We start from the raw sequence: 14,766 nt of genomic DNA, 5'->3' as shown, positions 1-14,766 counted from the left end.
CAACATATACATTTTTATAAGATTTTATGAAAAAAGTCCAGTTTCCAAGGAAACTGAACTTTTGAAACGCATACTTTTAAAAGATTCGCAGAGCCCTAATGACAGTTATTTAGACTCTACGCAAGGAAAGGCAACCACTCCTTGCAGGATCTTTTTCCCAGCCATTCTTTCCGCCATTCAACCAGCCACTACCACGATCATCAACTCAATAAGTGTAAAACCTTGACGCATAATACATTCCTTCCTAGGATTCCACAAAAATAATATAAGAACGAAAAAGGGCTCCCCGCGAAATTGCGGAAAGCCTTTTTAATTCAAACCAACAACTATTGGGCGCTGCACTTAGACAACAGCAACGGATTAGACCATTCACTGTAGTCAGAAACGCCATTCTTGTCAGTCCAAATCATACGCACCTGAACATAGAGGTCGTTCAGAGAGAAGTTTTCCGGATCATCTTCAGGATCCAACGCCCCATTTGCATCAGCATAATCAATGGCCAGACGATTTTCAGGCATAGTATCCAGCAAAGTAGGGATATTTTTCTTTGCTGTATACCAGGAAGGTCCCGCAGATGCGGGACCTTTGAACGTTTGGATTACCACTGGAATTTACAGTAGAGAACGCTGTTCTTTACTCTAATGTTTTTCTCATAAAACAATTTTTGTGAAAAAAGCAACTGAAAGAAAAAGTCCGGCAGCGGATGCTACCGGACTTTGTTTGTAGAGTTTCAGAATGGGAATTATTTCTGTCCCTTACAATCCCAGAAATAGATTTTTTGAATTTCGCAGCCAGCTCCAATGTTCAAAGATATATCTATCAATGGAGTGATGCTGATTTCCTTGTATTCGCATTTCTGTGTGGATCCATTAATGGTGTAGGTGGCATTTGACATGCCTCCTGCATGCATTTGTGCATGGGAACAAGCTCTGTTCATCTGGAAGGTGTAGGATCCTGCGATAAAGGGCCCGTCAATGGTTCCGTTGGTCAATGTATTGGCATCGCCCCAGTCGCCTACTGCATACTGGTAGGTTCCTGGCGGAATGGCTGTGCCGCTCTTTTCCAACGTTGCAGAACAGGTTTCGTTACCGTTGACCTTCACCTTATAGGTTCCTCCGGCGGCCACCTGCATGGTTTGCTCGCCATTATCCACGTTAGCCATGTTGCCGATTACGGTGCCGTTGAGTAGCACTTCGTATTCGCAGTCTGAGGAGCGTTTTCCCCAGGACCAGTTTACATCGCAGCCGCTCATCTGGAATCGGAACGTGGTTGTGGAACCATAACCAATAGTGCTGTTGTCAAAGCGACAGTTTTCCGCCTTGGGTGCATTCTTCAGTGTTACTGTCGTAGCGCAGTATTCTTCGCCTTCAATCTTGAATACGTATTCACCGCCTTTCTTTAGCTTTGCCGAGGCTCCGGCACTCCAGTTGACAGAGCCGTACCAACCGGCAAGGAATGTACCATTGTCAATGACATTTCCGTCTGGGTCGTGCAGAGTCCACTTGCTATAAATTTTCGCACGAAGATCCTTTACTGTAAACGTATAGGTCTTGTCGTATTCCCACTGGGTTTGGCTAGAGGTTCCGAACCAGCAACTTGTACTTTGTGGTTTTTTGGCGATTGTTTCGGTACATACTGCAGCAGAGTTTTCAGTCCCCAGATGCAACGTATATTCACCATAGTCATCCAGTGTAGAGCCGATAGAACCGTAGCTTGTTCCTGAAGCGATGTTGCTGCCGTTCTGTTTCAGATACCACTTGCAGCCGCTACCGCAGTTGGTAAGATCTGCCCTGAACTGGTAACCGTTATCGGATGCCGTTATGTTGCAGGATGCTGATGCTACGAGAACATTTGCGGTTGCCTTACAGATCATCTGGGCCGGCTGATAGCCGAGGCCCATCACGCCTGTTGCCTTTAGGGAGAGACTATAGTCACCGGATTTCGGATTGGATACGGTGATGGAAGTTTCCTGTTCTCCAGCAGGAATCTTGCCTTCGCCAACCTTGGTGCCGTTGGGATCCAGAAGTTCATAATCGCGACCGTTCCAGGCGGAGGTCTTGAACTTGAATACAGCCTGTTCTCCGCCGCCATAGGAACTCTTGTCGAAGTTACAGGAACTGCGGTTTCCTGTGTAGGAAGGCGGTTCCTCATCCTTCACTTCGGTGGACGGGCAAGACGGCATTGCATAAGCGTAGGAATTTTTAGCGCACTTCAGATAGGATAGTGAGCCCGTTACTGTCAGCTCGGGAACTGCAGAACCTGCCAGCGGAGCACTGAACTTATGTTCGTTGTTGTCGCAAGTCAATGCCGTTCCATCGAGTTTGACGTCTCCAGTACACTTATAGAATACATCCGGATTGCAGTTCTGGACAAGACCATAATTGCCTACAGGAATGTTGTCCAATTTCGCCTCGGCGGTTCCATTAGATGCAATACAGATGGTCTTCTTGCCTGTAGGAGTTGAGGGAACGACTGTTCCGTCACCGTCAATCACTTCATTGGGATGGCCTTCGCATCCTTCGGGCACTCCGGGATTAGCTTCGCAACCAATCTTTTTGAGTGTGACACCTTCGGGAACTTCAATAATGGAACCACTGGGGACAAGATGGTTCTGTGCAGTATAGGTTCCTCCGGACAAGTTAGTCTGCTTATTGCACTCATAGGATGTGCCGTTCACAATCACGGATCCGTTGCAATAAACCCACCAACCAGGGGAAGCCTTGCAGTTGTGTTTCCAGACGTATTTGCCTGGGCCTAAACTAAGCGGTTCCCAGCTATTATGCGACTGACCATCAGTTCTGTAGTGGCACAATATCTGTGCGGGCTTTTCTGGATCATCGATAGGATCGTCAGGATCAGTGCCCGGGTCGGTACCTGGGTCTTCAACGCCGAAGGGCTTGGAACAAACTTCGGAACCGTTGAGAATAAGGGCTACGTGATCTCCCTTGGTCAAGATTGATTCGTCAATCTGGTAGTTGTATCGGCCGTCACCTGTTTTTTCAACGGAGTTGATACCGGTTATTTTCACAAAACCGTAGGCGTCCGTGATAGAAAGTGAGGCAATCCAGTCGCCAGAACTTGTAATGTCGGCGGAGAAAATCCCTTCTTCGGACAGATTACATAAGTCTGCATCTGCCTTGTAATTTGGTTCATACACGTCAAAGGATGCATAGCATGTGCTTAGGGTGCTGGGACCAACTACAAGCCAGGAATAGGTTCCTGCAGGAAGAGGATTTGATGGCTGGTTTATTGTATTGAAAGGACTCGTTGATCCAGTATATTCTGCGGAGCTTGAGGCTGATCCAGGTACGGCATCAGTAAGATCCTTTAGGGACACTTGATAGTTGCAGGTTCCGTTTCTATACTGGTCACAGTTTTCGAAGGTGAAGTTGAATGCAGGAACGCCTGTTCCCTTCATTACTCTTCTCTTGCTGTCTTCCACATCGCAGGTTGCCGTGATGGGCTTGACAGATGTTGTGACGCAGGACTTTGTAAATGATTTGGACTTGTCCTGGTTGTAGGCGGTAATGCTGAATTCAAAATCAGTTTCAGAACCGAGTCCAGCAAGCAAATCAGGATTTTCAAATGAGAATGAGGAATGTCCGTCGCAGATGACATTTTCCTTCTTGTCGACACCACTTAATGCAAGTGGCGGCGTTACGTCGCAGGTGAACGCATTCGTGACGTTGGCGTCGACAGTCCAGGAAATGCCGTTATAGAAAGCTGTACAGCTGGATACGCCTAGTGCATAGGGACAGTTACTCATGACACTGTATACACCCACACTGGAATTTTCGCTGGTGACTCGTACTTCGGTAATGGCCTGGGGATTGAATCCGTCAACGTTGGATACGGAATTTACGTCCAGTGAATAAGATGTTCCTGTTACGGTTGCGGGCTGGGATTCCGTTCCTGCGTCATCCAATAGAACAACCTTTATCTGAGCTTCGTCCGGATTGGAGAATTTTAATTCCAACAGTGCGTCTCTAAGGTTGGTTCCCATGCCGTTCACCTTTGTGTCGATGATGCAACCTCCGTTGTTGCAATCGATTGCATCGCTGGAAGCGAAGTATTCGTAACTTTCGGAACAGTATTCCATTTTGCCGACAAGGAATTCACCGCAGGTTTGATGTTTCTGCAAGGAAGACGGTGGGGTAACAGAAGCGTTGGAGCAATCCAATATCACCTTCGCATCCAAAGCGAAGCCTGCACTTCGATCTCCATCCTTAGGTACGTAATAACCGTGCTTTCCATCTCGATTGAAGTTGTAGAACGCTCCGCTGATGGGGGAACCTACATCCCAATAAGAGCCGATTTTGTTTGTTCCAGAACCAACACAGCCGAAAACCTGGTACATGGAATTCCATGCGGTGTTCCATGTCAGTTCAAAGTTTCGAATGTTCATATCACAGCCATTGTAATAGAACTTCAGCTTGCACTTTTCGTACTTCTTGTCGTTAAGGAAAGAAGAATAGCTTACCCAGGGAGTAACATCGGCATCCTTCGGGACCATGCCTCCTAGATAGTTGGACTTGAAGGAACATACGATTTTGGGAGCTGCCCAGCATTCACCATTATAATTTTCACTCATCCAGGAAATGTCGTGGACGTTGAAGTTCTCGTCGGATAGCTTCATACCTACTCGATTATGGCGCTCGTCATCAAGAGAAATGCCAAATTCCTTGATCAAATCAAAGCTGGCATTGATTTTTGCGTCCATAGAGATGGTTCTGTCAACAGCGAATGAAGCGTTGACTTCGGATCCATTTGCATCCAACACCATGGTGAATGATGTTGCAAGAGTGATGTTCTTAATCCAGGATGTAATGGTATTCTGGTCGGCGGTCAGTTCCTTTTCAACGCACTTTTCGCTTGCGGAGTTCATGCCTACAGTTTGGCCGTTTACATAGCAAAGTCGTGCGTAGATCATGGAGGCTGCATAAATACTTCCGATGGTTGTCACAGCCTTGCCGTATACACTCAAACTGAAGTATTCTGTAGCATTGTCGTTGGATCTGAAGATGAAACCGGAATTGGGAATAGGTCTTACGCTCGTGGTGAACAAGGATGTCAAAGTTCCGTTAAATCCAGCATCCTTGGAACTTAGAATGACTGCCTGGGTTCCATTCTTATAATTGGAATAGGTATCCGCATCTGCATTGGCGGTAATGTAGTTGTTGGCGATCTTTGGTGGCAACTGTTTTGTATTGCTGGCTTTGCTACCGCATGTTGTACCAATCTTTTCAGAACAGAATAAGGGATGCCAGACACCCAACAACTGATAAGTACAGGTGGTGTGGTCATCGTACTTGTAGGTGGTACAAGATGGCTTCCTGTTGTTATAAACCATGACCCAGTCAGCCTTCTTACCGGAACCGCTCCTTTCTATGGAACCTTCCGTTACGGAGCAGGAGTTGCCTGCGGATTGAGTGACTGCACAAGTGTCTATACATCTCGTCTGGTCAGCTCCGCAGAATGAACCGAATGCAGTGTTGTCGCTAGGCGAAAAGTCCTCGTAAAGGCAATGGTCATCTACATCGTTGAATCTTGCGATAATGGTGTTGTCGTCTTCCTGAACTGAAAGTTGGTATGGGTTGACCGCCATGATCTGCGCATTGGTGGGACAGTCCTTTCCGGAACATTTGAAGTAAGAGAACTTGTCGTCGGTGCGGGCGGGTTCTGCGTAGAAGAAGTATCTGTAGCCCGGATAGACAACGAACTGACAGTTTCCTCCGCTAAGGCAAATTTCGCTAGTGTTGTCGTCAGGTTCTGTGGCGTGAATATTGCTTGATTTTTTCATCAGGACTGCAGTGTTGGGGTCTGAAGCGCCTATGACAGAGAGATTGAGTGTCTTTGTCTTTCGGGCTACACTTGCGTAAAGAACGCCTTCCTGTCCATCAAAAGTGGCGCTGAAACTGTTATCGTAAGGAGGAATGACGATGTCGCAGTATTTCTCCACGGCAGGAATGGTTTTCTTTAAAAGATGAACCTCGTGGTTCATGTTGCAGGTCCATTGATCGTTGGGCTGAGAGATGGAGGCTATACAGTCCACGCCGCTGGCGTAAACCCAGATGTCAGAAGGATCCAGCAATCCCTCGCCAACGCAGGCTGGCGCGTGAATTACGGAATAATATTTATTAGTTCCATCTGCATTTTGGCAATTTGTGGGGTAGCCGTCGCAGTATTTGGAAACTTCCTCTCGTTTGACTTTGACTGTTCCCGACGTGACCACGCCTAAATAAGGAGGTGCTCCGATAATGCAACCGTCGCAAGGTGGAATTAGCTGGAATGTTGCTGCGTTACCGGCATTTTCTGCATCAGGCATGGTTACATGGAACGCCGTTACTGTTTGCGGATTTTCTCCAGGGATGAATGAGAATGTGTAGACCTGAGATCCGTTGGGATTAGTCTTAGGACCGGTGAAGGTCATTGACTGATCAGGCACTACGGTCCATGCGGAGGGCTTTTCTACATAGATGTCCACGGAAATAGGCTGCGGGCTTGTACTGCCTGCAGGAACCCTGATAGGAACGTCTACGGTTTCGCCCTTTGAAATTTCAACTTTTTCTTCTGCAAAGGCGATGCTCATGTTGGATTCGGTCGTGTTTTCTACAATCACGTAGAACGGAGAATCTTCATATGCTTCTGTTCTATAGACGCATTTGTAGGATCCCTGTTTCAGGGAATCCGTAAAGGAGCCAAATCTCTGTGCAGTGGGAATGCCAGTGGGACTACAGTAGGCTTTGCTTTCATCTTTTACTTCTGTAGCGCCGTTCAGGTTCAACACGTCGTAATAGTCGGAAAGTCTGCCCTTGGGAGCTCGGGATAGATAAATTACGCGCGGCATCACGATGATGGACGGCTTAATGGCTTCACCATTTTTGTTAGTCAGGTCAGTCTTTGTGCTTTTGTACTCGGATTCAACGGTAAGCAAAAGTTGTGGGGAGACGGGAACGAAGAACTGGTCATAGCCGTCATCAAAGAAGGAGTCATAACCACCCCCTTCACCTCCGCTTGCGCCACCGGAAGAAGCAGTCTTAGAACAGGATTTTGTTCCGTCGTTTTCGCAAAGAATAGCGGAATTAGACAGACCGCTAGTCAATGTGGAATTGTACTTGATGTCAATCGTATTCACGCCTGTAATCTTATGGCAGTCTGAAAGGAATAGGGATCCTGTAATAGACTTTCCGTCGGCGTTCCAACCAATATCGCCTTCGCTAAAGATGAAGTAGTTCCTATTTGTAGCGTTATTTGCCATAAACAGGTCTCCACCTTGAGGCCAGTACATCATGACTTGTGCGTCCGCAGAAGTTGCCGGCAATGTAGCTCTAACATAATCATCAAACATGATGACATAATTATGTGTCAACGTGTCGCTGCCACTGACCATGTGGAATTGGTCATTGTTTCCGGGGACTCTGATCAGGAGCCACTTTCCATCATAAAGTTCCTTGGCATCCTTGGCCTTGGCGTAGCATTTTTCAAGCATGGGCCAACGGTCAAGATTGTTCGTTGCTTCCCAGAAGGAAACTCCGTTATAATAGAAATCACTACCATCGCAGGCTCCCTTCTTTTCTGCACTATGGACAAAGGGACTATTCAATAGGTCCCTGTTGAACTGGAGAGGTTCCTTTATGTGAGCTCCTGTACAGTTTCCTTCGGAAGTGGTTACGATGGATTCTGCAACATCGGACATGGGGTCTGCACCCCATCCGGTTGTATCGACGGAAGTTACATAATCGCCCTTAACCGTAAAGTAAACTTCGTTTCGTGCAATCTGGCAGTTTTCACCGATGGTGACATAAGCTCCGTTATTGCTCCAGTCCTGAACGGTCTTGTCTGATCCGCAATTATAGAAGGTCTTGTTGTACCAAAAATTGTCTGCACTACCGCCACCGCCATCTGCAGGTCCGCAATTAGGCTTGCTACAGAATGTATTCGAGGCTAGGCCGGTTGATGTATTGTAGCCACCCCATTGCGTTTTGTATTTGATTTTGTGAGCTTCTTCAGTTTGCACATCACCGCCCAGCCAGTAATTGTAATAGTCGGTATTTTCAGAAACGAAACCATCTGCGTCCGAAACACGGTAAAAATGGGAGCCTGAATAAACTTTCTTTCCGGGCGTACCAAAGGAGATACTATCTGCCCATTGATAAGTCAAATGGAATCCGTCATCATTGATGCCGCCGGACAGATAAACGTTACCCATGAAATTTATGGAGTATCCTTGCTGGGCAATCATTCCGCCGTAGTCACTTACGTTCGGAAAGATGAGTTTTGATCCGTTGCCAAGAACAACGTTCCCTTTGAAAAGATACTTGTTTGCTGCAGTATGTTTCGGGGTGATGATATTTCCGTTTGTGGTTGTGTTTCCACCGACGGTGATGGATCCGCCAGATCCGGTAGAGCACTGAGCCTTACCTGTTCCTGTTCCTGATAAATCAAGGCCGCCTTCTGCATAGAAGTCTCCACCGTAACTCTGGGTTCCGTTCAGGTACACCATGCCTCGGACATAAGTGTTGTTGGTGACGTCGAAGTTTGTACAGGTGTACATATTGCCGTAAACGTACAGATCCTTAAAAATGGAACTGCTGTTGACGCTCATGTCGCCTGTGACTACAAGCTTTTTCTGTACGTCAACCTTGGTGTTGAATTTTGCGTCACCGTTCACGATGCCGGAAGTTACGTCTAGAGAAATGCCATCTGCCGGACCACTATAAAGAGCTTCTTCGAAGGGCGGGGTTTTAGGTTCCTTGGGAACCTTTACGCGGTAAAGGCCATTCACGTTGAGAATTGCGGATTTACTGTACTTTGCAGACCCATTGGCAGATTTGCCAAAGGAGAGCAGCTTAATCTTATAAGGGCTAGTTTCGATATCGGCACCGATAAGCCAAACGGAATAATTTACCTTGCCGCTCTTCATTGGCGTGAGCAGAGTGTCCAAGGAAACCGGATTTTTATTCTTTAGGTACTGGCGAATAATGGCGCCAGTTTCGGCTCCATGATATGTCATCCAGGAACGGGCTGATTCAATGCCAGACTTTGCCGCGAATTCAGCTTCCTGCATCTGCATGCGTGCTGCAGAGGAACTGCCTGCGGATGACAGCCACTTATATGTTGCTGTGCCTGCGATTGTTGCTATCAGCATGAATAGCAAAACGGTTACAAGAGATACACCTTTCTTATTGGTAATCATAAAAGTACTCCTTAATGGTTTCCTACACCATTGCTAGGAACCGGAATAACTAATGACACGGAACCAAATTCATTGTTCTTTTTGACCTTCAACTTCATTCGGAAGGCCTTTACGTTTTTCTTGTCGACAACTTGGGGCTCGTAATCACTGTCGAATGTGTAGTTGGCGTCCATGGATTTCTGCACTTTCAGTGAAGTGAAATTCAAAGAACCCATCGAAAGCAGGGGTGAGTAGGCGGCGACATTAAATGCGAGGCAGACGTTCTTGACGGAATCCCTTACGGAAAAATTCATGACTCGCAGAACGTCGTTGGCTTCATCGGCCATTGGCGGGTAGAAGACAAAGTCTCGGATGGGTGTGCTAGATCCGTCTAAGTTTCTGAAGCCTACTGCCAAGTGGTCCTTGCCTGCGACAAACATCTGGGCGCGATCCCTTTCGGATAGGTTCAGCATCTTAAAGGAAATTTCGTAGTTGGTTCCTGGGACAAATGTCATCTGGGTGCAGAGATTTTCCCATTCGTCATCAGTGCCGTTTTTACCTGCTGCGAAGAATTCGTTTACTTTTTTCTCGACGGTAACTTCTTCCTGGTCGAAATCGTAGTTGGATACAAAACCGCGGACGGTAACAGTCTCACCGCCTTCAGAGGGTACAATTGTTGCTCGGAAATACTTGGAACCGTCGTATCGGGAAACGAATCGGAATTCGTTTGCGCTTCCAGGCGGGAACAGAACTGTGTTCTCTGCTCCGTCGAGAACGCCCGGAGTTGCGGGCACGATTTCGAAGGACTCTACACCATCAGTGACTTCCACTGGGACAGCGTCTGCCGGGCATGCTTCGTAGTCTGTTCCATCTGTTGCCAAGGGCTTGCAGACTCTCCAAAGAATACCATCTTCTACATACCAGGAAATTTGGTGTACACCCTTGTACTTGCCTTCCGTATCGTAGCGCATGTACCTAAATGCCAGACTGTCCTTGCGGGCGTCAGCACTGCCATTCTTTTTGAGGAAGAATGATGAATAGTCTCCATTGACGGGATCCATGAAAGTTTCCTGGGCGACGTAAAAGGAGTCCGATGACATGGCTCGATCGACCCAGGAACTTTTTGCTCCCATTTGTCCCAGGTCGTCGCGAATCAGGGATCCCACGTTTTCGACAGCTTCGTTCGCCCTGATCATACCTTGAGTGCGGATTCGCATCTTTGTGCTATCGCTGTAAACCTGGCCCGCGATTACTACCACGATGCCAACGATGGCCATATAGACCAAAAGTTCCATTAATGTGAAGCCGCGTTTGTTCATCGGATTACCCCCGAAACGTTAATGGATTGGGCTGAACCCTTGAAATTCCAATCCACTTGGACTTCTACTTGTTTTGCATAAATGTGTGAGATGTTTTCGTAACTGGAACGTGCTGTAGATTCGTAATCATTTGTCGGTTTTACGATAACACGCGGTGAGTAGGCTATCGTTGCGAAACCACCAAGGCCTCGTTCCCATTTTAGGGATACATCTCCTAGGAATAGAGTCGTGTCTCCGTTCGCCTTGGATGTGATGGATGCGGCTCCAACAGTCTTCAGCGAATCCAGTACTCGTTGGGCCACTTCGACAGCCCCGTCACGTCCGCGAATTCGGATGAACGCATCATGGTTTCCGCCTTGCAGCTTACTTAGCGCCACATACATGAAGCCGAGAACCACGATAGAAACCATGACTTCGACGATTCCGAAGCCTCTCTTCGCGTTCTTACGGGTCGGCAAACACAGTTTGCACATGTTTTTTACAGGATCCATTAAAAATCCTCCACACCACCCAGACCAGCGCCTGAGTGGTGTTATTTCAATTCCCAGGAAAGGAATAAAACACAAAAATGTGTATTCCTATTTTGGCATAATATATATAAATATTCCTTGCAGTGTAAATTGCGGTTTACCAGGAATGACCTAAAACACGTTGTTTTCGGGACATCGGATTTTACATGTTTGCAAGGGAATTGGAATTAGTAAGGGTGATACGGTTGATACAGTGATACAAACAACACAAATCCTCCGCCAATTTTAATTGGCGAAGTTGTCAATTCATGGCTAAACGCGGTCAAAAAGGGTTGTTTGGCATAGTTTTTTCGAGTGGGCTATTTTCCGGTGGGAATACGTACGCGACGGTTGGCTCACCTTCAATGGTAAGGGGATCGTCAGGGGCCGAATCAGTCACTACCTCCACATTTCTGATTCCGATATGGAAGACACTCTCAAGTTGCTCTAAAGCATTGCTTTAGCGTTCTTGTTTTATGCCAGCAAATTATGGTAGAGGATCTTCCTGCCAATGTGTTTGATGTTAATGGAGACAAGGAACTTGGACCAGGAACATGGGATTTGATCAGTTGTTACAACGCAACCGGTTCTAAGACATTGCAATTTGCAACCGGTTCAAGCTCCGATTGCTTGAATTGGATTAGTCCTAATCCAGGAAGTTGGTGCTGATAAAAGCGCAAAAACTTTCAGCGTTTTTAAACTGTTAGGCGTTTCTGAGGAGTTCATCAACAAAGCACACCAAATCGTCGATGCCGATGATTTGCACGATACCCAAAGCGGGTATAAGCCCTAAACAAGATTTCTTTCGAAACAATTACCTTATACGTAAAAAACTCCGCCTTTGAAGCGGAGTTTTTCTTTTTGCAACTGCCCGAGTGTACGCGCTCCTTTCCCAAGCGCAGCACCGATTACCGGAGGTTCTTAATCCGATGGACGATCGGTGCGGTCACCGTTCCGGTCTTAGTCAGCCAGGAACTTCTTGGCCTTGTCGGCGTAGTTGTTGTTGTCGCCGTAGACCACCAGGATACGTTCAGCAGTCTTCTTGGCCTTGTCGGCGGCACCCAGCTGCTGGTACACCAGAGTGAGCTTCCACATAGCATCTGCAACCATGGGGACTTCGTCCACAGGTTCATCCTTCTGGTAGCGGTCTTCCTTGTCACCGGTACGCTTTGCGTATTCGCCGATGTACTTTTCGAGCAGACCGGCAGCGGCAGAGTAGTCACCCTTTTCGATCTTCACGGAAGCGAGACCGTGGAGGGCTGCGCTACGGACCAGGGCCACAGAACCGGCATTGTCCAGAGACTTCTGGAAGAGGGCTGCTGCAGCGTCGAAGTCACCGGCTTCGTACTTGATGTTTGCGGAATAGAGAGCAGCCTTGGCCAGAGCCACGCCGCTCAGTTTGCCACCATTGATCTTAGACTGGAATTCGGCAAAAGCATTTTCCTTTTCGCCAGCATAGAGCATTGCCATGCCCGGACCAAGCAGTTCGGCCTGTTCGGTTGCGGCAGCCTTCTGGTAGTCACGGAACTGGACCACACCCACCACAATCACGATGATTGCGACAACAACTGCGATCAGCTTGGAGCCGTGAGCAACAAAGAAATCCTTAACTTCAGAGCTATTAGTATTAGTTTCGTTAGCCATGTTTAATGTCCATGTTAAATTTTTTGTGAACCAATCATAGCAAAAAAAAGAGGGCTTGTCAGCCAGTCTTGACAAATTATAGGGCGATTACTACCTTTGCACCCACTACGCCACTCTAGCTCAGCTGGTAGAGCAGCTGATTCGTAATCAGCAGGTCGGCAGTTCAAGTCTGCTGGGTGGCTCTTCGAAACGTCGGAAAGAATTTCTTTCCGGCGTTTCTTATTTTCCCCTTTCCCAGTTAGAGCTTCTTCTCCGGAGTTTTTAGTAAGTTTCAAAAACCTTGCCGTTCCCCCTGGTTTTTAGTATCTTTGGCGCCCTATGAATCCAAATGGCGCTATTATTGTTCAGAGTAACATGGAAATTATGGTGGAAGTCGACGCTCCCACCTACGAAGCAGCACGTGACGCAATCGCTCCTTTCACCGAACTGGTAAAGAGCCCGGAACACCTGCATACCTATAAGATCAGCCCCCTCAGTCTGTGGAACGCCGCAGCAACGGGCCTTCGCGCCAAGGAAGTTCTGGAACGCCTGGACAGCCAGAGCCGTTACCCCATTCCCCAGACCGTGATTTCCGAAGTGGAAGACTACATGGGCCGTTACGGCCTGCTCCGCATGAAGAAGGACGATGGCAACAACCTGATCGTGGAATCCGACGACAAGTTCATGTTCACGGAAATCTGCCAGCTGAAGGAAGTGGCTCCCTATATCCTGGAATTCATCGACGACTGCCACGCCATCGTAGACCCGGAACGCCGCGGTCACCTGAAGATGGCCCTGACCAACGCCGGCTTCCCGGTAGAAGACTTGGCAGGTTATACCGTTGGCGACCCGCTGCCCATCAAGCTCCGCGATACCATGCTCTGCGGCAAGGAATTCAAGCTTCGCGACTACCAGAAGGAAGCCGCCCAGGTGTTCTACGCCTCCGGCTCCGAAAAGGGTGGCTCCGGCGTGATCGTGCTGCCTTGCGGCTCCGGTAAGACAGTGATCGGCATCGCCACCATGGCACTCATCCAGACCAAGACCTTGATTCTTACCCCCAACATTTCCGCTTCCCGCCAGTGGATCCGCGAAATCTGCGACAAGACCGACCTTACTCCCGACATGGTGAAGGAATACTCCGGCGAAGTGAAGGAAATCGGCCCCGTTACCGTGGCCACCTACCAGATTCTAACCCAGCGCAAGCGCGCCAAGAAGTCTGACAAGGAAAATCCGGAACTGGCAGAAATCGACCTGGAAGAAGGAACCGAAGAAGAAGTCAAGAAGGAACTGGCAAACTTCCCGTTGTTTAGTCAGCAGAAGTGGGGCCTGATGATTTACGACGAAGTCCATCTGCTGCCCGCTCCCGTGTTCCGCCTGAGTACCGAAATGCAGGCCACCCGCCGTCTGGGCCTTACCGCAACCCTGGTCCGCGAAGACCACAAGGAAACGGAAGTGTTCAGCCTTATCGGTCCCAAGAAATACGACATCCCTTGGCGTATTCTCGAAGCCCAGGGCTGGATTGCCACCGCCGACTGTAACGAGATCCGCATTCCCATGGAAGCGGAATTGAAGATGAAGTACGCCCTGGCTCCGGTCCGCGAAAAGATCACCCTGGCCAGCACCAACCCCGAAAAGACGGATATCGTGCAGCGCCTGCTGAAGCACTACTCCGCTCCCGAAGACCGAGTTCTGATTATCGGCCAGTATATCGACCAGCTGGAAAACCTGTCCGCCACTCTAGACATTCCCCTGATTACCGGCAAGACTCCCAACAAGGACCGCGACCGCCTTTATGCCGCCTTCCGTGACGGAAGCCTCAAGAACCTGATGATTTCCAAGGTGGGTAACTTCGCCATCGACCTGCCCGATGCCAACGTGCTGATCCAGATTTCCGGTACCTTCGGTAGCCGCCAGGAAGAAGCACAGCGTCTGGGCCGCGTACTCCGTCCCAAGCAGGATGGCGGTGCAGCCCACTTCTACAGTATCGTGACCCAGGATTCCAAGGAACAGGAATTCGCCATGAACCGTCAGCTGTTCCTGACCGAACAGGGTTACGCCTACAAGATAATCAAGCGCGGTGACTGGGACATTCTGGCCAGAACCCCCGAAGAACTGGCCGCCCGCAAGTAAGGCCTTATTC

7 protein-coding genes and 1 tRNA gene are annotated in these 14,766 nt (G+C 48.4%); 2 read left to right on the top strand and 6 right to left on the bottom strand.

Annotation, left to right across the window (positions count from 1 at the left end; translation table 11 throughout):
- Positions 1 to 177 precede the first annotated feature (177 nt).
- The 6 genes from BUB94_RS17485 to BUB94_RS07465 form a co-directional block, all read right to left on the bottom strand.
- The gene (locus BUB94_RS17485) at positions 178 to 231 is read right to left on the bottom strand and encodes a prepilin-type N-terminal cleavage/methylation domain-containing protein (RefSeq protein ID WP_073157404.1); all 54 of its coding nucleotides are present in this window, start codon (positions 229 to 231) and stop codon (positions 178 to 180) included.
- A 95-nt stretch (positions 232 to 326) separates the two neighbouring features.
- Positions 327 to 518, bottom strand: a complete 192-nt coding sequence (locus BUB94_RS07485) for a hypothetical protein (protein ID WP_073235645.1) — start codon at positions 516 to 518, stop codon at positions 327 to 329.
- 224 nt (positions 519 to 742) lie between these two features.
- Complete coding sequence (locus BUB94_RS07480) at positions 743 to 9,196, bottom strand: hypothetical protein (protein WP_073235644.1); 8,454 nt, start codon at positions 9,194 to 9,196, stop codon at positions 743 to 745.
- A gap of 11 nt (positions 9,197 to 9,207) precedes the next feature.
- A complete protein-coding gene (locus BUB94_RS07475) occupies positions 9,208 to 10,494 on the bottom strand; it encodes a PulJ/GspJ family protein (RefSeq protein ID WP_073235640.1) in 1,287 nt (428 codons plus the stop codon).
- Positions 10,491 to 10,985 carry a type IV pilus modification PilV family protein gene (locus BUB94_RS07470; protein WP_254793699.1) on the bottom strand — a complete coding sequence of 165 codons (495 nt, stop codon included), beginning with the start codon at positions 10,983 to 10,985 and terminating at the stop codon, positions 10,491 to 10,493. Before BUB94_RS07470 ends, BUB94_RS07475 begins: the two co-directional genes overlap by 4 nt.
- Before the next feature lie 978 nt (positions 10,986 to 11,963).
- On the bottom strand, positions 11,964 to 12,647 hold the full coding sequence (locus BUB94_RS07465) for a tetratricopeptide repeat protein (RefSeq protein WP_073157101.1): 684 nt from the start codon (positions 12,645 to 12,647) through the stop codon (positions 11,964 to 11,966).
- Positions 12,648 to 12,756: 109 nt separating this feature from the next.
- Between BUB94_RS07465 and BUB94_RS07460 the strand changes: the two genes are divergently transcribed.
- Positions 12,757 to 12,829: transfer RNA gene (locus BUB94_RS07460), tRNA-Thr, on the top strand.
- A 136-nt stretch (positions 12,830 to 12,965) separates the two neighbouring features.
- The gene (locus BUB94_RS07455; RefSeq protein ID WP_073157104.1) at positions 12,966 to 14,756 is read left to right on the top strand and encodes a helicase-associated domain-containing protein; all 1,791 of its coding nucleotides are present in this window, start codon (positions 12,966 to 12,968) and stop codon (positions 14,754 to 14,756) included.
- Positions 14,757 to 14,766 lie beyond the last annotated feature (10 nt).

This window comes from Fibrobacter sp. UWH9 (genome assembly GCF_900129715.1).
GTDB lineage: Bacteria > Fibrobacterota > Fibrobacteria > Fibrobacterales > Fibrobacteraceae > Fibrobacter.
Note: the sequence above shows the minus strand (reverse complement) of the source record. Positions and strands in the feature narration are given on the sequence as shown.

What these genes read in the sequence shown, in the direction of transcription:
- BUB94_RS07485 (WP_073235645.1), bottom strand. Translation starts at nt 518, where the DNA reads ATGCCTGAAAATCGTCTGGCCATTGATTATGCTGATGCAAATGGGGCG.
- BUB94_RS07480 (WP_073235644.1), bottom strand. Translation starts at nt 9,196, where the DNA reads ATGATTACCAATAAGAAAGGTGTATCTCTTGTAACCGTTTTGCTATTC.
- BUB94_RS07475 (WP_073235640.1), bottom strand. Translation starts at nt 10,494, where the DNA reads ATGAACAAACGCGGCTTCACATTAATGGAACTTTTGGTCTATATGGCC.
- BUB94_RS07470 (WP_254793699.1), bottom strand. Translation starts at nt 10,985, where the DNA reads ATGGATCCTGTAAAAAACATGTGCAAACTGTGTTTGCCGACCCGTAAG.
- BUB94_RS07465 (WP_073157101.1), bottom strand. Translation starts at nt 12,647, where the DNA reads ATGGCTAACGAAACTAATACTAATAGCTCTGAAGTTAAGGATTTCTTT.
- BUB94_RS07455 (WP_073157104.1), top strand. Translation starts at nt 12,966, where the DNA reads ATGAATCCAAATGGCGCTATTATTGTTCAGAGTAACATGGAAATTATG.